Here is an 18,969-nt window from a genome sequence, read left to right as displayed (position 1 = left end):
AATAATTAAAAAGGGAGAACTGTTATGGCAAAAGTCATGAAAACTATGGATGGTAACGAAGCTGCAGCATATGCATCTTATGCGTTTACCGAAGTTGCTGGAATTTATCCTATTACACCAAGCTCACCAATGGCAGATTTTACGGACATGTGGGCAGCACATGGAAAGAAAAATTTATTTGGTATGCCTGTTAAAGTAGTTGAAATGCAAAGTGAAGGTGGAGCTGCTGGTAGTGTTCACGGTTCGCTTCAAGCAGGAGCATTAACAACAACATATACTGCATCTCAAGGTTTATTACTTAAAATTCCTAATATGTATAAGATGGCTGGTCAGTTACTTCCAAGTGTTATACATGTAAGTGCTAGAAGTTTAGCAACTCACGCACTATCTATTTTTGGTGATCATCAAGATATATATGCTTGTCGTCAAACTGGATATGCAATGCTTGCGACTAGTTCAGTTCAAGAAGTTATGGATTTAGCAGGTGTTGCTCATCTTGCAGCAATCAAAGGTAGAGTTCCTTTCTTACACTTCTTTGATGGTTTTAGAACTTCACACGAAATTCAAAAAGTTGAAGTTATGGATTATGCTCATTTTGATAGATTGTTAGATAGAGAAGCTCTTCAAAAATTTAGAGATGAAGCATTGCATCCTTCAAGTCCAAAAACTCGTGGTACTGCACAAAATGATGATATTTATTTCCAAGGAAGAGAGGCACAAAATAAATTTTATGAAGCACTTCCTGATATAGTTGCAGAGTATATGGATGAAATTTCAAAAATTACAGGACGTGATTATAAACCATTTACTTATTATGGTGATCCAGAAGCTGAACGTGTTATTGTTGCAATGGGTTCAGTTGTCGAGGCTACAAAAGAAACTGTTGATTATTTAAGAGCTAAAGGCGAAAAAGTAGGTGTAATTAATGTTCATTTATATCGCCCATTTAGTGTGAAATATTTATTTGATGTTCTCCCTGATACTGTTAAGAAAATTTCAGTTTTAGATAGAACTAAAGAATCTGGAGGTATTGGTGAGCCATTATATCTAGATGTAAGAAGTGCTTTTTATGGAAGAGAAAATGCTCCAGTTATAGTTGGTGGTAGATATGGATTATCTTCTAAAGATGTTAATCCAGCTCAAATTGTAGCAGTTTTTGATAATCTTAAAAAAGATGAACCTAAAAATAGCTTTACAGTTGGTATCGTAGATGATGTTACTTTTACTTCTTTAGAAGTAGGAGAGAACTTGTCTTTAGGTGGAGAAGGAGTAACAGAGTGTCTATTTTATGGACTTGGAGCTGACGGAACAGTTGGTGCAAATAAAAACTCTGTAAAAATTATCGGTGATAAGACTGATCTTTATGCACAAGCATACTTTGCATATGATTCTAAAAAATCTGGCGGTTATACAAGAAGTCACCTTAGATTTGGACCAAATCCAATAAGATCAACTTACCTAGTTTCAAAGCCAGACTTTGTTGCTTGTACGGTTGCTGGTTATTTGGATCTTTATGATATGTTAGGTGGTCTAAAAGAGGGCGGTACATTCTTACTTAACTCTATTTGGAGTGTAGAAGAAACTATTTCTAAAATTCCAGATCATGTTAAAAAGACTTTGGCAGATAAAAAAGCAAAATTCTATATTATCAATGCTACTAAATTAGCTCGTGATATAGGTCTTGGTGGAAGAACAAATACTATTATGCAATCAGCATTTTTCAAATTGGCAAAAATTATTGATTTTGAAGATGCTAAGAAATTTATGAAAGAGTTCGCTTACAAATCTTACATCAAAAAAGGTGAGAATATTGTAGAGATGAACTACAAAGCTATTGATGCAGGAGAAGGTGGAATTGAAGAGGTTCCAGTTGATCCAGCTTGGTCAAATTTAGTAATCCAAGAGAGTAAAAAAGAAGATAAATATAAAGGCCCTGAATTTGTAGAAAAAATTGTAAAACCAATGAACGCTGCAAAAGGTGATGATCTTCCTGTTTCAGTTTTTGAAGGACATGAAGATGGTTCTTTTGAAAACGGTACAACTCAATATGAAAAGCGTGGTGTTGGAGTTATGGTTCCTAAGTGGATAGAAGAGAATTGTATCCAGTGTAACCAATGTTCATTCGTTTGTCCACATGCAGTTATTCGTCCATTTTTAATTACTGATGAAGAGCTAGAAAAAGCTCCAGAGGGTGTAAAAAATCATGTTCTAGATGGAAAAGGAAAAGGTCTTAAAGATTTTAAATACAAAATCCAAACTTCTGTTCTAGATTGTACTGGATGTGAACTTTGTGCTGAAGTTTGTCCTTCAAAAGAAAAATCACTTGTTATGGTTCCTCTTGAAGAGCAAGTTGAAGCTGGTGAACAAGAAAATGCAGATTACTTATTTAATGAAGTAACATATAAAGATGATGTTGTTTCAACTAGTACAGTAAAAGGCTCTCAGTTTGCTAAACCTCTATTTGAGTTCCATGGTGCATGTCCAGGATGTGGTGAAACTCCATATATCACATTAGCAACTCAACTATTTGGTGATAGAATGATGATAGCAAATGCGACAGGTTGTTCTTCAATCTATGGTGGTTCTGCTCCTTCTACTCCATATAGAAAAAATGATAAAGGTGAAGGTCCTGCTTGGGCAAACTCATTGTTTGAAGATAATGCAGAGTTTGGTATGGGTATGAGAGTTGCAAATGAGACTATAAGACATAGAATTGAAAATATTATGCTTGATACTATGGATAAAGTTCCAAACTCTTTAAAAGCACTATACAAAGATTGGTTAGAATTTAAACATGATGGTAAAAAGACTCAAGAAATTAGAGATAGATTAGTTCCAATTTTAGAGCAAAATAAAGATGTTGAAGGTGTTAAAGATATACTATCATTGAAATCATACTTGGTAAAAACATCACAGTGGATAATTGGTGGTGATGGTTGGGCATATGACATTGGTTATGGCGGACTTGATCATGTACTAGCAAGTGGCGAGAATGTAAATGTACTTGTTCTTGATACTGAAGTGTATTCAAATACTGGTGGTCAAAGTTCAAAATCAGCAAGATCAGGTTCAATCGCTCAATTTACAGCGTCAGGTAAACCAACTATGAAAAAAGATTTGGGTTATATTGCAATGACTTATGGTAATATTTTCGTTGCTCAAATCAATTCAAATGGTTCACAATCTCAAACTCTAAAAGCTATTCAAGAGGCAGAAGCTTATGATGGACCATCATTGATTATTGCTTATTCTCCATGTATCGCTCATGGTATTAAAGGTGGTATGGGAAAATCAGGAAACCAAGGTGAACTTGCAACTAAATGTGGATATTGGCCATTATATACATATGATCCACGTTTAATTAAAGAAGGTAAAAACCCAATCAAAATATCAGGAAAAGAGCCGGATTGGGATCTTTATGAAGACTTCTTAATGAATGAAGTTAGATATGCAAGTCTCAAAAAATCTAATCCAGAGCATGCTCAAGAGCTATACAATAAAAACAAAGCTGATGCTCAATTTAGATGGAGACAACTAAAAAGAATGGCAGAAGCTGATTATTCTAACGAAGTTGAATAAAAAATTTAAAGGAGAGGGACACCTCTCCTTTTCACTACATCTGCACAAAATTACCTCATATTATCTTTTTAATAATTTTTATCTATTAAAAACTAATACATTTAAGCATTTTTTATTGATATTAGGCTAGAATATTTTTATATAAAAGCTCAAGGAATACACCATGTTTAAGAATGCTTCTATCTCAAAAAAGTTACAGATCCCTGTTGTTGTTATTATTTTGATTGGTTTTATTGCCTTTGCCGTTCAAGAATGGTTTGCGATAAAACAAATAGAGCAAGAAACTTATATTTCAAAAAGTAAAGAGTTTAAACTACAACTTGATGAGCAAATAAATTCAAAGAAAAATGTTTGGTTAACAAATGCAATGTTACTTGCAAAAGATAAAAAAATTATAGATGCTTTTATAAGCGAAGATAGAGAGAGTTTAAAAGAAATATTTTCTGGTATAGGAAAAATGTATGCAAAAAATTCTCCATTTAAAAAAGTGTCTGTCCACTTAATAGATGAAAATCTACAATCATTTTTTAAATCATGGAAACAAAATAGTTTTGGACAAAAAGTAAATTTTGCTTCATATAAATATGTTATAGAAACAAAAAAACCTACTATTACATTTGAAGAAGATGAAAAAGGACTTAGGTTAAGAAGCGTTTTCCCTATGTTTGATGGAGATAAATTTATAGGTATGTTAGATTTTAGTGGTGGTATCAATAACTTTGGAAGTGCTCTTAAAAAAAGCAATTTAGATTTTTTATATTTTCTCGATAAAAAATATTCAAGTATTTTTTCAGCTAAAATGAGTAAAGAAGGATACGGACTTTCTAGTACTAAGAACATGGATGAGTCGTTTAAATATTATGTTTTTTCTAGTGCTTTTAAGTTTGAAAAAGCTATAAAAGATAAGTACACTATAGATGATAAATATTTTACTAAAGCATATCCTCTAAAAAATTTTGAAAATAAGATAGTTGGGTATGCGCTTTTAGGTATGAAAAAAGATATTATCAATAAATCTATTGAACATTCAAAGTCTCTTCTTTACCAGCAACTTTTACTAATTGGAATTGTTGATATTCTTATTGTATTAGCAATACTATTTATGTTAAGAAAAGTTATATTAAAGCCAATAAATGATTTAGCCAAAACAGCACAAGAATTAAGTCAAGGAGAAGCTGATCTTAGCAAAAGAATAGATATAAGTTCTAAAGATGAAATGGGAAGTGCAGTTGAAAACTTTAATAAGTTCATAGAAAAAGCAGAAGAGATAGCAAAAAAAGCTGAAAGAGAAGCAGAGCTAGCAAATATATCTGAACAAGAAGCAAAAAGAAGTTTACAAGAGAGTAAACTATTTGTTTCTCTTGCTGATAGCCTTATAGATGGAACTATGCATGATGCAGGAGATTTACAAAATGGTATAGAATACAATGTAGATGAAATAAGAGATATTAATAAAATAAATGAAGAAACAGAAAAAATTATAACAAATGTGCAAAAAAGTACAGATGAAATAGTAAAAAAAATCAATGATATTGCAATTATGATGAATTCTTCTAGAGATAATTCTCAACAATTAAGTAATAATGTAGAAGAGATAGGTAGTGTAATAGGACTTATTAAAGACATATCAGATCAAACAAATTTACTTGCATTAAATGCTGCCATTGAGGCAGCTAGAGCAGGAGAACACGGACGAGGATTTGCTGTTGTTGCTGATGAAGTTAGACAATTAGCAGAGAGAACACAAAAAGCAACTAGTGAAGTTGAAATGAATATCAATGTACTTAAACAAAACTCAAATGCTATGATTGAAAGCAGTGAAAAAACAGAGCTTTTAACTCAAGCTTCAACTGAAAAATTACAAGAATTTACTGAAGTGCTTGGAAATCTTATAGATAGTTCAAAAATTATAAAAGAGAAAAATGAAAATATTGCAAATGACCTTTTTGTTTCTTTATCTAAAATTGATCATATGTTATTTAAGTCTTCTACTTATCTTTCAATTTATAATAATAAAAAAGATGTTGTTATTAGTGATTCAAATAGTTGTAGATTTGGTAAATGGTATAACTCAAATGAGGGAAAAAATACTTTTGGAAATATGCCATCTTACTCATTAATTCCACCAGTTCATAAAAAAGTACACGAAAATGCACAAAAAGCATTAGATATTGTTAAATTAGGAAAAACAATAGAAAAATCAAATGAACTTATCTCCATCATACATGAGCTTGAAAATATGTCATCAAAGTTATTTGAATTTTTAAATAACATTATCAATGAAAAAAAATCATAATAACTTTTACATGTAAAGAGGTTTAAATCTTCTTTACATGTAAATATTCTTTCTTATTTACTTTCATTTACTTATAGCTAACCTAACATTTTAACTAACTTTATATCATTCTTTTATCAAATTTGTTAAAAGGATGAGAGATGAAGAAAATCATAAAAAATACTGTATTTATATTGTTTGTAAGTTTGTTAACTTTTGGCGCATTTAATTATGCCATTGCACAAGATAGGCCTCCAAGAGGTGATAGAATTCCTCCTAAAGAAGCTATTGAAGTATGTAAAAATCTTGATGAAGGCTCTGCTTGTCATATGACTACTCCAAGAGGGGATGAGTTAGAGGGAACTTGCATGTATACTCCTGATGACAAATATTTTGTTTGTATGCCAGAAGATGGGCCAATGAGGCAAAAGTAAAATGGCTATAAAAGATATTAGAGGATGCATTGGTTGTGCTACTTGTGTAAGGGTTTGTCCAACTGATGTGCTTAGGATGGATAAAAAAAACAATAAAGCAGTAATTGCATATATGCAAGATTGTCAAATTTGTCATCTTTGTAGGATGTACTGTCCTGTTGATGCAATTACAATTTCTCCTGAGAAAAACTTACCTGTTAATGTGTCCTGGGGGTAGATGATGTTTAAAAATATAAATTATGATTATGTTATTTATGTAATGATATTTTTCTTATTAACACTTCTTAGTATTGGAAGTTTTTATGAAAACAGTATTTGGAAAAATTTATTGTCATTTATAACAGTATTTGCTTTTATACTAGTAATTGGACAGTTTTTTTTCATAAAAGAATCAAAAGGTGTTTATAAATATCACAAATATTTAGGGTATAGCGTGATTTCTTTTTTGATAATTCACCCTTTTTTGAGTGTTTTGTCTCAGTGGATTGAATTGAGAGTAAATCCTGTTGATTCATTTGTTCTTATGATTTCACAGCTACAAACTATCGGAATTTTACTAGGAATAATAGCTTGGGTAAGTATGCTTGTTTTAGGAGCATTAGCGATATATAAGAAAAAATTCAAACATTCTTCTTGGAGAATGTATCATGGGTTATTTTCAATTATATTTGTAGCTTTTGGTATTTGGCATGCTTTTGAAATAGGAAAACACTCTAGTTTAGCAATGCTTTTGGTTATGGGGATACTAGGAGTTTTTGGGATTTTCATTGTTATTAAAAACAATTATACAAGAGTAAAAAATGAAATATAAAGATACAAAATTAACAAGAAGAGGTTTTTTAGGGTTGGCTGCAGCTACAGCTAGTTTGGCAACTCTTTCTAAAATGTCTTTAAAAGAAGAAAATGAATATAAAAAAGAAAAAGTAAATCCAGATTCATTAAGCTTTGAAGAGCGTGAGTGCGATGTTTTAGTAGTAGGAAGTGGTATGGCAGGACTATTTGCTAGTGTAAAAGCGCATGATAGTGGTGCTAAAGTTATAATGGTTTCAAAAGGAGCATTAGGAACTTCTGGGCAGACACCTTTTGCAAAAGGAATTTTTTCTTATGATGAGAAAAAAGAAAAAGTAAGTATCGATGAATTTGTAAATAAAGTTTCAAACTCTGCTTTAGGAACTAATAATAAAGCTTATACGAGACAATTAGCACTTTACTCAAAACAAAGAGTTGAAGAGCTTAAAGAGTGGGGTTTTTTTGATTCACCACTGTATTATGAATCTTTTTCAAAGCCGATAAAAGAAAGAAACATACAAATGCATCAAAGAGTTATGATTACTAATCTTATAAAACAAGATGGAAAAATTGCAGGAGCTACAGGCTTTTGTTTGGATGATAAGAAAATTATAACATTTAAGGCGAAAAGTGTTGTGCTTTGTACTGGTGCTGGTGGATTCAAGCCAAATGGATTTCCAATTTGTGATTTAACTCATGATGGAACAATCATGGCATATAAAATTGGTGCAAAAGTAACAGGCAAAGAGTGGAATGATGGACACCATGCAAGTAGTAAAAATCCAGGCGATTCATTTGGTAATTGGCATGGTATGTTTGAAGAAAAACCAAATATAACTAAAGTAGAAATTAGACACGACTTGGGAGTTGATCTTAATTTTAGAGCATATGTAGATGGGGGCATTTCAAAAATGCAGTTTAGTGAAGCTAAATCTGATATAAATGGGCCATATGTCCCAGAAGAATTTCAAAGAAGAAGGACACAAAGGCCACCTAGTGATGATGCTCACAACGGTGGTCGACCTCCAGGGATGAGCGAAAATCCAACTGGCGGATCTTCAGCTGGACTTGCGATTCATAAATCTGAAGGTTTAGTCCCCATAAATGATAAATGTGAATCAACCATAAAGGGATTATATGCAGCAGGAGATGCACTTGGGTCACATATGTCTGGAGGGATTTATACTCAAATAGGCTCATCCTTAGCTGGTTCAGCCGTACAAGGTGCAATAGCAGGGCAAAGTGCTGCAAAGTATGCACAAAATGTAAAATATATCAATTTAGATAAACAAAATTTAGCTAGTATTCATAAGAATATGATAGCTCCTTTAAAAAGAGAAAACGGATATTCTCCTGCATGGGTAACCCAAACTTTACAAGGGGTAATGATTCCAAATTTTGTTTTATACATAAAAAGTGAAGCAATGCTTCAAGGTGCACTTGCATTTGTTGATGAACTACTAAATCATCATGTTCCTAAATTAAAAGCAAGTGATATGCATGAGTTAAGATTAGCGCACGAAACAGAAAATATGATAATAAATGCAAAAATGAAACTAAAAGCATCTATGATGAGAAAAGAGAGTAGGTGCAGTCATTATAGACTTGATTATCCAAATGTTGATGATAAAAACTGGAGAGCTTGGATAAATATATATAAAGATGAGCAAGATAATATGGTTTTAGAGAAACAAGCATTTGATACTTGGGCTGTTTAATTTCATTTACCTTGAGTTGTAATTAGATTAAATTTTAATGGATATTATTTTATTAGGTATATTATAACAGGAGGAATATATGGTAAATTCTGTAGGTAATTCATCTGCTTTTATTCAAACGAGTTCAGTTTTGAGTAGTAATTCTCAAAATCAGACTTTGAGTTCATATCAAAAAGAATACATTGGAACTCTTTTAGAAAATTACGATCCAAGCAACCTAACAAGTGATGATGCACTAGCAATTGTAAGTTCTTTAAAAGACCAAGGAATTGCACCATCTGAAGAATTAGCTTCGCTTATGGCTGATTCTGGGTTTGATGCTAGAGAGATAGGAGATTTAGCAAGAGACAGTGGAGGCTTAGCTGAAGGGGGAAGACAAGTTGGAGCAATGCCACCACCTCCACCACCGCAAGGAGGCAATCAAGTTAGCGAAGAAGAAGAGGATTATATAAGTACACTTCTGGATTCGCTTTTAACTACTGATGATAGTGATGACTCAAGTAGCAGTACATCGTTTGATAATGTGTTAAATTATACAAGTAGAATTGTAAATTTAAATCAAGATAGTCAAGATCAAGTAATGAAAATGATCGAAGAGTTATCAGGTGATGAAAATGATTATTCAAAGCAAGAAGTAAGTGCAATAGTAAAGTATAATTTAACTCAAATTTTGAGTAATCCAGACAATTATAACAGAGTCTCTTTTTATGCTTAGTTAATTTAACTTATGGTAGATTATAATCATGATTAATATACTAATGATAGAAGATGACCCTGAATTCTCCCTTTTTTTGGGAGAATATCTAAAAAGATACAATATAAAGATTACAAACTATGATGATCCGTACCTTGGATTGAGTTCTGGTATTGAAAAGTTTGATATTATGATATTGGATTTAACTTTGCCAAATATAGATGGACTTGATGTTTGTAAAGAAGTAGCACAGAAATATGATATACCAATTATAATTTCAAGTGCAAGAAGTGATGTAACTGATAAGATAATGGGACTTCAAATTGGTGCAGATTATTATCTACCTAAGCCTTATGATCCTGGCGAAATGTATGCTGTTATTCAAAGCTTGCTTCGCCGTTCTAAAAAATTTAACAAAGATGAAAATGAAAGCTCAGTTTTTAAACATGATAAAGCTAAAATGACTATCAGTTTTAATGGAGAAGTTTTGGATTTAACTCATGCTGAGTATGAAGTGCTTGCTTGTTTGTTACAAAATGCAAATGGAATTTGCTCTCGTGATCACATAGTAAATTCTTGTGAGAGTTTGAGTGATAGCTACTCTAAGAGTTTAGATGTCATCATTGGAAGACTTAGGAGTAAACTAAAAGAAGATTCTAAAAATCCAACTCATATACATTCTATTAGAGGGCTTGGTTATAAACTAATTTCGTGACTGACCTTACGTACTATATGTAGTACTTGATGTTTTTTGCAACATTTCATTGGTAGGCAAAAAGTTGAAAAGCTACCCGTAGGTAACTTGAAACTTTTTAACGACCCAAGGGAGTGTTGCAAAAAGCACCCAAAGGGTAAAACAATAAGGCATTATCTGACGGCGTTAGATTTTTTCACCTTAGCTTTGGCTAGGCTTTTAAAAATCTGTCTTGCATATAACGCCTTCTTGTTTTATCAAGAACTATATATAGTGCGTAAGGTCAGTCATGAATCTAAATTCTATATTCACCAAAATTTTATTTATATATTTAGTTGTAATTACTCTTTTCATAGCTATTACTTTTGGCTATTTTTCTTTTGCAAATTCTGTGCAAGAAAAAGAGGTGAAAAACTTTTATAGACGAATATCACAATACATTATGTTAAATCATTTAAGTCCTGAAAAACTTGTTGAGTATGTCGAATCACTTGGTTTTAAATTTGAAGAAAAAGATATGAATCATAGGTTTGAGAAATTACCTATAAAAATGTCTGGTCCTGGTTTTGATGCTATAAGTAAAGATGGAGTGTATTATCTAAACTTACATACTCCTCCTGAAATGTTTTTATTTAAAGATTTAAATGAGTATGAAAAAAACTATTTGGGTTTTTGGATAATAGGTTTTATGTTTTTGATTGTAAGTTTTGCTTTTTTATGGATTGTAAAAACTCTACTTCCTTTGAAGAATTTAAAAGAAGAGATTAAAGAGTTTGCAAATGGAAACCTGCAAATAGATTGCAAAAGTAATGCAAAAGATGAAATAGCAGATGTTGCAAATGAGTTTGATAGAGCAGTAAAAGAAATAGCATTACTTTTAGAATCAAGGCAGTTGTTTCTAAGAACTATCATGCATGAACTTAAAACTCCAATAGCAAAAGGTAAAATTGTTTCAAGTCTTATAGAAGATAAAATTCAAAAAGACAGAATAATCACAGTATTTGATAAGCTAAATTATTTGATAGATGATTTTGCAAAGATAGAAAAAGTCATTTCAAATAATACAAAACTTCATAGGTCAAAATATAGCTTAGGAGCTATTTTAAATAGCGCTGTTGATATGTTAATGTTAGAAAATAGTGAAGATAAAATCATAGTTGGAAATATAAGCAATAAAAAGTTACATGTAGATATAGAACTTTTCGCTTTAGCTATAAAAAATTTGCTTGATAATGCTTTGAAGTACTCTACTGATAAAAAGGCATATGTTAAAGAAGATGACAGTGGATTGTATGTAGTTTCAAAAGGCGAAAAATTAAAAAAACCATTGCAAGATTACTATAAACCATTTCATAATGATACAAAATCAAAAAATCACGGTATGGGTTTAGGACTTTATATTGTATACTCTATACTAAGAATACACGATATGTCTTTGGCTTATGATTACAAAAATCAAGAAAATATATTTAAAATTGTGATATAATTCCAAAAAAAATTAGGGAATTTAGTGAAGTTACTTCGTGGTTTTAAAAAAAATTACTTTTCTTTATCAGCTATCTTAGCATACTCAGTAGCTACAAAGTTACATGCAAAAGAGACTAGTGTAAGTAATCTTGTTTTTAATAATACAAGATATGGTAGTGAAGATGAAGACGAAGATTTGCTAGAGTTTGAACTCCCCATTGAGAATCTCAACAGTGATAAGCCTTGTCATTGTAACTGCTTTTTTAAAATCAAAACAAAAATCGTAACTTCAATCTATCATTACATTCCTAGATGTCCTTATTATTGTACTTATTTTGCATTTAGACGCACTGGTGTACATCCTCCTTATATATCCTTAATCTAATCAAAAAACTAATCAAATTAAATATACAAGGATATAATAATGTCAAAAAAAACATATATTGTAGGTTTTCCAAGGATTGGAGAACAAAGAGAACTCAAGAAAATTTTAGAAGAGTTTTGGGCAGGTAAGTGTTCATATGATGAAGTTAAAAAAGTTGCGCTTGATTTAAAAGTGCGTCATTGGAATTATCAAAAAGATGCAGGTATTAGCCTTATAAGCTCTAATGATTTTTCATTGTATGATAATATGCTAGATACTTCTATCATGATAAATGCAATTCCTAAAAGATTTGCTAATCTAAGTTCAAATGAGCTTTATTTTGCAATGGCTAGAGGCTCTAAAAATTGCAATGCTTGTGAAATGACAAAATGGTTTAATACCAATTATCACTACATTGTCCCAGAGCTTTCACTTGATAATGAGTTTAAGCTAAATAGTAAAAAGATAATCGATGAATTTAGTGAAGCTAAAAAAGCAGGTATTAAAACCAAGATAAATCTAATAGGGATACTGACTTATTTAGGACTTTCTAAAAGAGTTGATGGTGGAGATTGTTTTGAACTGTGGGATAAGATTTTGCCTGTTTATGAAGAGCTATTAAAAGAAATTTCGAAGTTAGATGATGAAATAGTAGTTCAATTTGATGAGCCAATTTTTGTAAAAGATTTGGATGCAAGAGTTTTAAGCCTCATAAAACCAACTTATGATAGATTGGCTAATATCTCAAAAAATATAAAAATTTCAGTTGTAAGTTATTTTGAACATTCAAATGAAGCTACTAATATACTTGTAAATACTCCCATTTGGGCAATTGGATTGGATTTTATCTATGGAGCTAAAAATCTAGAATCACTTGAGGTTATATCAAAAAGTGGCAAAAATTTGATTGCAGGAGTGGTTGATGGAAGAAACATTTGGGTAAATGATTTTGAAAAAACTTTGAGTTTATTAGGCGTTATTAACTCAAAAATTCCAAAAGAAAATATGTTAATTTCATCTTCATGTTCACTTTTACATGTACCTTATAGTTTGAAGTATGAAGACAAAATGGATACTAAACTAAAGAGTTGGCTCAGTTATGCTCTAGAAAAACTTGATGAAATTAATCTTTTGGCTAAGCTTTTCTTTGAAGAAGAGTTAAGTAGTGAAGAGATAAAAAAGGTAGAATTTAACAAAACAATAAATCAAAACAGAAGAAAATCAACTAAAATTCACGATGTGGCTACTCAAAAAAGAGTAGCAAAACTAGAAAAGTATGAAAGAGCAGACAGATACGAAGATAGAATTAAAACTCAAAGAGAAGTATTGGCTTATAAAGATTTAGCAACTACTACAATTGGCTCATTTCCTCAAACTTCTGAAATCAGACTTACAAGAAGAGCTTTTAAAAAAGGTTTGATTAGCAAAGATGATTACGAAAGTGTTATGAAAAAATACATTGATGAGTGTATAGCTTTTCAAGAAGAGTGTGGGTTGGAAGTGTTAGTTCATGGAGAGCCAGAGAGAAATGATATGGTTGAGTATTTTGCTGAGTACTTAAATGGATATGGTTTTAGCCAAAATGGTTGGGTACAAAGTTATGGAAGCAGATGTGTTAAACCTCCGTTTATTTATGGTGATGTAAGTAGGCAAAAGCCTATTAGTGTAGATTGGATAGTTTATGCGCAATCAAAAACAAAAAAAATCATGAAAGGAATGCTAACTGGGCCTGTTACAATGTTAAATTGGTCATTTGTAAGAGATGATATATCAAGAGATGAGGTTTCTTTTCAAATTGCATTAGCTTTGAGTGATGAAGTTGATGATTTACAAAATGCTGGTATAAAGATAATCCAAGTTGATGAAGCTGCCTTTAAAGAGGGTTATCCTTTAAGAAAAGAGAATATAAAAGAGTATGAAAATTGGGCTGTAAGAGATTTTAAAATATCTGTTAGCAAAGCAAAAAAAGAGACTCAAATTCATACTCATATGTGCTATAGTGAGTTTAATGATATTATAAAAACTATTGAAGCTATGGATGCTGATGTTATTACCATAGAAACTGCAAGAAGTGGAAATGAGCTTCTTAAAATTTTTGCAGAAGTTGGCTACAAAGCTGAAGTAGGGCCAGGAGTATATGATATACACTCTCCAAGAGTACCAAGTGTATCAGAGATAAAAAATCAGATAAAACTTCTTTTAGAAGTTTTACCAAAAGAGCAGTTATGGATAAATCCAGATTGTGGGCTAAAAACCAGAAAATGGGATGAAGTAAAACCAGCTCTTAAAAATATGCAAAAAGCAGTCGAAGAGATACGAGAAGAACTTCAATAACTTATCTAACATGTAAAGAGATTTTTCTCTTTACATGTAGATAAAAGTTTAAAGTTTAGCCCTGACCCCTTTTGGTTCATTATATTTTAAGATATATAACGCTAAGATTTCGTTATGTTTTTTAGAATATAAGGAAATATATGCAAAGTGATATACTAAATCTTTCAAATCCTCAAAATCTAGAAAAAAAGATAAAACTTTTAGAGAGTATTGAAAAATGTGGCTCAATCTCGAAGGCTGCGAAAGAAGTTCCTATTAGCTACAAACTTGCTTGGGAGATGTTAGATAATATGAATAATCTCTCAAGCAAACCTATAGTTTTAAAAGCTGTTGGTGGAAGTGGAGGAGGTGGTACTAAACTTACAAGCCATGGAAAAGAGCTAATAAAGAGTTATTATATTTTAAAAGATAAATATGATGCTTTTTTACAAAATATATCAAAGATAGATGATTTAAAAACCCTTCAAAAATTAGCAATTAGCATAAGTGCTAGAAATCAGCTTTTAGGAAAAATTATAGAGATAAAAAATTACAAAGTAAGTTCAGATGTTGTGTTTGAGCTTAAAAGTGGAGTAAGATTGTGTTCAACCATAACTCATGAAGCAGTAATGCAGATGGATTTGAAAGTAGGAGATGAGATAGTTGGTATCATCAAAGCATCTTCTGTTTATATAGCAAATGAGCCTACAAAAAATATCAATAATTTTAAAGCATCAATAGATGATATACAAAGTGATGAAGGTATAGCAAAGATAGCTTTACATGTAAACAATACTGATAAAATTTGGCTTACATGTAAGAGTTATTTAATTGATGAGTTGAGTTTGAAAGTAAACAAGGAAGTATATATTTTTATACAGCCAAAAAATATTTTGATAGGAAGGTAAAATGAAAAGTAATTTTAAAATCATTATGGTGTTTTTGATGTTCTCAACACTTTTATGTGCAAAAAGCATAAATGTAGCAGTTGCAGCAAATGTTAGTTATGCGCTAAATGATTTGAAAAAAGAGTTTAATAAACAATATCCTGATATTAAAGTAAAAGTAACATTGGGAAGTAGTGGTAAACTAACAGCGCAAATAACCCATGGTGCTCCTTATGAGCTATTTATGTCTGCTAATATGAAATATCCAAATGCTTTATTTAAACAAAAAATTGCTTTAGCAAAGCCAATAGTTTATGCAAGAGGAGCAATAGCTATGCTTAGTGGCAAAAAGTTTGATTTTTCACAGGGTATAAAGCTTGTTAAAAATAAAAATATAGAAAAAATTGCAATTGCAAATCCTAAAACTGCACCATATGGAAAAGCTGCAATTCAGGCTTTGGACAATGCAAAACTTTTAAAAGATGTTAAAAATAAATTTGTATATGCTGAGTCAATTTCAGCTGCTGTTGCTTACTCGATAAATGCAGCAGATTTGGGATTTGTAGCAAAATCTTCTTTGTTTAGTCCTAAAATGAAAAGATTTAAAGAGGGTGTCAATTGGGCAGAAGTTGATAAATCTCTTTATACTCCGATTGACCAAGGTATTGTGATTTTGAAAAATGGTGAAAAATCTAAGGAAGTAAAAGCTTTTTATGATTTTATATTGAGCAAAAAAGCTAAAAAAATATTTGAAAAGTATGGATATGCAATTTAGTGCAAAGATAATTGATATAAAAGAGAATGATTCTTTACATGTAGTTTGGTTTGAGCTAAATCATCAAAAATTTTGTATGATGAGTTTGGAGTTACATGATGTGAAAATTGGTGCTAAAGTTGTTTTATCAATAAAACCTCTAAATATAGCTTTAGCAAAAGGAGATACTTCTAAAATAAGCTTTATCAATGAGTTAAAAGCAAAAGTTGTAAGCATTGAAGAGGGTGAATTGCTTTTGAGCGTTAGGCTTGATTTTGAGGGTAATTTGTTTGAGAGTGTATTGTTGAGAGAATCAAAAAATAAACTTGATTTAAAAGAGGGTGATGAGGTTGTTATGCTTATAAAAGCAAATGAAATTTCTATTAAAGAGGTTATATGCTAGATTTTTCACCATTTATATTATCTTTTAAATTGGCTTTTATTGTTACAGTAATTTTGTTTATCTTAGCTTTGCCTCTTAGTTGGTATCTGTCTCAAACAAATTCCAGATTTAAACCATTTTTAGAAGCGGTTACTGCTTTACCGATAGTTTTACCGCCTTCTGTTCTTGGTTTTTATATACTTTGGGCATTATCTCAAAATTCACCAATTGGAGAGTTTTTTGATGAAGTTTTTGGTATAAAACTTGTTTTTAATTTTACAGGTCTTGTAGTAGCTAGTTGTTTTTATTCATTTCCTTTTATGGTTCAACCACTTCAAGGTGGATTTGAAAGCTTAAATAAACATATCATAGAAGCTTCATATATCGCAGGAAAAAGTAAGTTTCAAACTCTTTTACATGTAGCCTTACCAAATATAAAACCATCTTTACTTACTGCACTGATTGTAACCTTTGCACACACTGTTGGAGAGTTTGGCGTTGTTTTAATGGTTGGAGGAAGTATCCCAAATGAAACAAAAGTCGCATCAGTTGCGATTTATGAAATGGTTGAAGTTATGGATTATGAAAATGCTCATATATATAGTGCGATTATGTTAGCAATAAGTTTTATTGTGCTTTTTAGTGTATATATTTTTAATTCAAATTATAAGAAAAGATTGGGCATAAAATGATCAGCATAGATATAGAAAAAAAATTAAAAGAGATAGATTTAAAAATAAAACTTGAAATTAATGAGGGAGATTTTATAGCACTAAGCGGTAAAAGTGGAAGTGGAAAAACAACTCTACTTAGGATTTTAGCTGGGCTCGAAAGTGCTAAAGGCGCGATTAGTGTTGCAGGTGATACTTGGCTAGATAGTTCTACATGTAAAGATATAAGACAAAGAGAGATTGGTTTTGTTTTTCAAGATTATGCGCTTTTTCCTAATATGAGTGTTGAAAAAAATTTACTTTTTGTTCAAAATGATAAGAAATTAGCAAATAAACTTCTAGAATTAACAGAGCTTACAAGCTTAAAAGACAGACTACCAACAACTCTTAGTGGCGGTCAGCAACAAAGAGTAAGTTTATGTAGAGCCTTGATGAAAAAACCAAAAATTCTTTTACTTGATGAGCCTCTCTCAGCACTTGATCCTTACATGCGAGAAAAGCTTCAAAAAGAGATTTTGACACTTCATAATGAGTTTAAAACTACTACAATCTTAGTAAGTCACGATCCAAGTGAGATATATAAACTAGCAAGCCGAGTTGTAGTTTTGGAAGATGGAAAAATTAGAAATGATGGAACTCCAAAAGATATTTTATTAAAAACAAGTGGTTCTCAGAAATTTTCTTTTGAGGGTGAAGTGTTGGATATACAAAAAATTGATGTTATACATGTGGCTATCATTTCAATTGCTCAGCAGTTAGTTGAAGTAGTAATTTCAAATGACGAAGTAAAAAATTTAAAAGTAGGGGATATTGTAAGGGTTGGAACAAAAGCTTTTGCTCCGACCATAAAAAAGGAAGAAAATGTTTAATTTAGATGATATTGAATTGATGAATTTTATAAAAGAGGATGTACCTTACATTGATTTAACAACATATTTGCAAGGTGCAAAAAATAAAAGAGCAAAATTACAGATTTTTACTAGAGAAGACATAGTAGTCTCTTGCACAGAAGAGGCTAAAAGAGTTGCAGAGTTGTTAAAATGTGAGGTTGTTTTTGCTTTAAATTCGGGAGATAAAGCTAAAAATGGTGAAGTTTTATTGGAGTTTGTAGGTAATTATGAAGATATTCATAAAGCTTGGAGGTCTACTCAGCTTATTTTGGAGTATAGCTCAGCTATTGCTACTTACGCAAATAAAATGAAGGAACAAATTGAAGCAGTAAATCCTCATTGTGAACTTTTGGGAACTAGAAAAAATTTTCCATTTACAAAAAGATTTTGTATAAAATCTATCATGAGTGGTGGAGCTATGCCTCATAGACTTGGACTTAGTGAAACTGTTCTATTTTTTCCTCATCATAGGATTGTTTACAAAAACAATGAAGAATTTTTTGAAGCATTAAAAGATATAAAAAAAAGAATTCCAGAGAAAAAACTAATTGTTGAGAGTGAAACTTATGAAGAAGCGATTGAGCTTATTAAAGTTGGGGTTGATGTGTTGCAAATGGATAAAGTAAGCATTGAGACTTTAGAGAAAATCATAAATTATATAAATAAAAACTCTTTACATGTAAAGGTTTTAGCAGCAGGAGGAATAAATAAAGACAATGCAAAAGAGTTTGCAAAAACAGGAATTTCTGGGATCGTAACGAGTGCTATGTATTTTTGCGGAATGATAAATCTTGGAACAAAGATGAAGATTGTATCGTAGTGTTACGATACAATCTAAATTATAAGCCTAATTCTTTTTTAACATCTTCATTAGATTTTACAACATCTCCACTTCCATGGATGATATGAGGGATACAGTTTGTGCATACATCTATATCTTCTCCGCCTTTTTTAGCTTTTAGAAATACTGCACCTTTATCATCATCACTTGTTTTTAAACAAACATTACAAACTTGAGTATTGTTAATTTCCATATGTTATCCTTTTATAAATTTTTG

At 31.1% G+C, this 18,969-nt stretch carries 18 protein-coding genes; 17 read left to right on the top strand and 1 reads right to left on the bottom strand.

Going from position 1 to position 18,969, the window contains the following annotated elements:
• The first annotated feature begins 24 nt into the window (after positions 1-24).
• The 17 genes from nifJ (at position 25) to modD (ending at position 18,731) form a co-directional block, all read left to right on the top strand.
• On the top strand, positions 25-3,579 hold the full coding sequence (gene nifJ / locus ACKGJI_RS09950) for a pyruvate:ferredoxin (flavodoxin) oxidoreductase (protein WP_458700139.1): 3,555 nt from the start codon (positions 25-27) through the stop codon (positions 3,577-3,579).
• A 163-nt stretch (positions 3,580-3,742) separates the two neighbouring features.
• Complete coding sequence (locus ACKGJI_RS09945) at positions 3,743-5,875, top strand: methyl-accepting chemotaxis protein (RefSeq protein WP_458700138.1); 2,133 nt, start codon at positions 3,743-3,745, stop codon at positions 5,873-5,875.
• A 140-nt stretch (positions 5,876-6,015) separates the two neighbouring features.
• The gene (locus tag ACKGJI_RS09940) at positions 6,016-6,288 is read left to right on the top strand and encodes a hypothetical protein (RefSeq protein WP_458700137.1); all 273 of its coding nucleotides are present in this window, start codon (positions 6,016-6,018) and stop codon (positions 6,286-6,288) included.
• A 1-nt stretch (position 6,289) separates the two neighbouring features.
• A complete protein-coding gene (locus ACKGJI_RS09935) occupies positions 6,290-6,505 on the top strand; it encodes a 4Fe-4S dicluster domain-containing protein (RefSeq protein WP_458700136.1) in 216 nt (71 codons plus the stop codon).
• Between the two features lie 3 nt (positions 6,506-6,508).
• Positions 6,509-7,099: a ferric reductase-like transmembrane domain-containing protein gene (locus ACKGJI_RS09930; RefSeq protein ID WP_458700135.1), complete on the top strand. Its 591-nt coding sequence runs from the start codon at positions 6,509-6,511 to the stop codon at positions 7,097-7,099.
• The gene (locus ACKGJI_RS09925; protein ID WP_458700134.1) at positions 7,089-8,795 is read left to right on the top strand and encodes an FAD-binding protein; all 1,707 of its coding nucleotides are present in this window, start codon (positions 7,089-7,091) and stop codon (positions 8,793-8,795) included. Before ACKGJI_RS09930 ends, ACKGJI_RS09925 begins: the two co-directional genes overlap by 11 nt.
• A gap of 79 nt (positions 8,796-8,874) precedes the next feature.
• Positions 8,875-9,510: a hypothetical protein gene (locus tag ACKGJI_RS09920; protein WP_458700133.1), complete on the top strand. Its 636-nt coding sequence runs from the start codon at positions 8,875-8,877 to the stop codon at positions 9,508-9,510.
• Between the two features lie 28 nt (positions 9,511-9,538).
• On the top strand, positions 9,539-10,204 hold the full coding sequence (locus tag ACKGJI_RS09915; RefSeq protein WP_458700132.1) for a response regulator transcription factor: 666 nt from the start codon (positions 9,539-9,541) through the stop codon (positions 10,202-10,204).
• 268 nt (positions 10,205-10,472) lie between these two features.
• Positions 10,473-11,669 carry an ArsS family sensor histidine kinase gene (locus ACKGJI_RS09910; protein ID WP_458700131.1) on the top strand — a complete coding sequence of 399 codons (1,197 nt, stop codon included), beginning with the start codon at positions 10,473-10,475 and terminating at the stop codon, positions 11,667-11,669.
• A 24-nt stretch (positions 11,670-11,693) separates the two neighbouring features.
• Complete coding sequence (locus ACKGJI_RS09905) at positions 11,694-12,035, top strand: hypothetical protein (protein ID WP_458700130.1); 342 nt, start codon at positions 11,694-11,696, stop codon at positions 12,033-12,035.
• Between the two features lie 39 nt (positions 12,036-12,074).
• On the top strand, positions 12,075-14,348 hold the full coding sequence (gene metE, locus ACKGJI_RS09900; protein WP_458700129.1) for a 5-methyltetrahydropteroyltriglutamate--homocysteine S-methyltransferase: 2,274 nt from the start codon (positions 12,075-12,077) through the stop codon (positions 14,346-14,348).
• A gap of 140 nt (positions 14,349-14,488) precedes the next feature.
• On the top strand, positions 14,489-15,235 hold the full coding sequence (locus ACKGJI_RS09895; protein WP_458700128.1) for a TOBE domain-containing protein: 747 nt from the start codon (positions 14,489-14,491) through the stop codon (positions 15,233-15,235).
• Between the two features lies 1 nt (position 15,236).
• The gene (modA, locus tag ACKGJI_RS09890; RefSeq protein ID WP_458700127.1) at positions 15,237-15,989 is read left to right on the top strand and encodes a molybdate ABC transporter substrate-binding protein; all 753 of its coding nucleotides are present in this window, start codon (positions 15,237-15,239) and stop codon (positions 15,987-15,989) included.
• Positions 15,979-16,371: a TOBE domain-containing protein gene (locus tag ACKGJI_RS09885; RefSeq protein ID WP_458700126.1), complete on the top strand. Its 393-nt coding sequence runs from the start codon at positions 15,979-15,981 to the stop codon at positions 16,369-16,371. The genes modA and ACKGJI_RS09885 overlap by 11 nt, the downstream gene beginning before the upstream one ends.
• Positions 16,365-17,042: a molybdate ABC transporter permease subunit gene (gene modB, locus ACKGJI_RS09880; RefSeq protein ID WP_458700125.1), complete on the top strand. Its 678-nt coding sequence runs from the start codon at positions 16,365-16,367 to the stop codon at positions 17,040-17,042. The genes ACKGJI_RS09885 and modB overlap by 7 nt, the downstream gene beginning before the upstream one ends.
• The gene (locus tag ACKGJI_RS09875) at positions 17,039-17,890 is read left to right on the top strand and encodes a sulfate/molybdate ABC transporter ATP-binding protein (protein WP_458700124.1); all 852 of its coding nucleotides are present in this window, start codon (positions 17,039-17,041) and stop codon (positions 17,888-17,890) included. Before modB ends, ACKGJI_RS09875 begins: the two co-directional genes overlap by 4 nt.
• On the top strand, positions 17,883-18,731 hold the full coding sequence (modD, locus tag ACKGJI_RS09870) for a ModD protein (RefSeq protein WP_458700123.1): 849 nt from the start codon (positions 17,883-17,885) through the stop codon (positions 18,729-18,731). Before ACKGJI_RS09875 ends, modD begins: the two co-directional genes overlap by 8 nt.
• Positions 18,732-18,750: 19 nt before the next feature.
• On the opposite strand, the gene ACKGJI_RS09865 is transcribed toward modD, so the two are convergent.
• Positions 18,751-18,945: a hypothetical protein gene (locus ACKGJI_RS09865; RefSeq protein WP_458700122.1), complete on the bottom strand. Its 195-nt coding sequence runs from the start codon at positions 18,943-18,945 to the stop codon at positions 18,751-18,753.
• Between the last annotated feature and the right edge of the window lie 24 nt (positions 18,946-18,969).

It is taken from the genome of Sulfurospirillum sp. 1307 (assembly GCF_054408545.1).
This window is presented reverse-complemented; position numbering and strand designations above follow the sequence as displayed.

What these genes read in the sequence shown, in the direction of transcription:
- nifJ (WP_458700139.1), top strand. Translation starts at nt 25, where the DNA reads ATGGCAAAAGTCATGAAAACTATGGATGGTAACGAAGCTGCAGCATAT.
- ACKGJI_RS09945 (WP_458700138.1), top strand. Translation starts at nt 3,743, where the DNA reads ATGTTTAAGAATGCTTCTATCTCAAAAAAGTTACAGATCCCTGTTGTT.
- ACKGJI_RS09940 (WP_458700137.1), top strand. Translation starts at nt 6,016, where the DNA reads ATGAAGAAAATCATAAAAAATACTGTATTTATATTGTTTGTAAGTTTG.
- ACKGJI_RS09935 (WP_458700136.1), top strand. Translation starts at nt 6,290, where the DNA reads ATGGCTATAAAAGATATTAGAGGATGCATTGGTTGTGCTACTTGTGTA.
- ACKGJI_RS09930 (WP_458700135.1), top strand. Translation starts at nt 6,509, where the DNA reads ATGTTTAAAAATATAAATTATGATTATGTTATTTATGTAATGATATTT.
- ACKGJI_RS09925 (WP_458700134.1), top strand. Translation starts at nt 7,089, where the DNA reads ATGAAATATAAAGATACAAAATTAACAAGAAGAGGTTTTTTAGGGTTG.
- ACKGJI_RS09920 (WP_458700133.1), top strand. Translation starts at nt 8,875, where the DNA reads ATGGTAAATTCTGTAGGTAATTCATCTGCTTTTATTCAAACGAGTTCA.
- ACKGJI_RS09915 (WP_458700132.1), top strand. Translation starts at nt 9,539, where the DNA reads ATGATTAATATACTAATGATAGAAGATGACCCTGAATTCTCCCTTTTT.
- ACKGJI_RS09910 (WP_458700131.1), top strand. Translation starts at nt 10,473, where the DNA reads ATGAATCTAAATTCTATATTCACCAAAATTTTATTTATATATTTAGTT.
- metE (WP_458700129.1), top strand. Translation starts at nt 12,075, where the DNA reads ATGTCAAAAAAAACATATATTGTAGGTTTTCCAAGGATTGGAGAACAA.
- ACKGJI_RS09895 (WP_458700128.1), top strand. Translation starts at nt 14,489, where the DNA reads ATGCAAAGTGATATACTAAATCTTTCAAATCCTCAAAATCTAGAAAAA.
- modA (WP_458700127.1), top strand. Translation starts at nt 15,237, where the DNA reads ATGAAAAGTAATTTTAAAATCATTATGGTGTTTTTGATGTTCTCAACA.
- ACKGJI_RS09885 (WP_458700126.1), top strand. Translation starts at nt 15,979, where the DNA reads ATGCAATTTAGTGCAAAGATAATTGATATAAAAGAGAATGATTCTTTA.
- modB (WP_458700125.1), top strand. Translation starts at nt 16,365, where the DNA reads ATGCTAGATTTTTCACCATTTATATTATCTTTTAAATTGGCTTTTATT.
- ACKGJI_RS09875 (WP_458700124.1), top strand. Translation starts at nt 17,039, where the DNA reads ATGATCAGCATAGATATAGAAAAAAAATTAAAAGAGATAGATTTAAAA.
- modD (WP_458700123.1), top strand. Translation starts at nt 17,883, where the DNA reads ATGTTTAATTTAGATGATATTGAATTGATGAATTTTATAAAAGAGGAT.
- ACKGJI_RS09865 (WP_458700122.1), bottom strand. Translation starts at nt 18,945, where the DNA reads ATGGAAATTAACAATACTCAAGTTTGTAATGTTTGTTTAAAAACAAGT.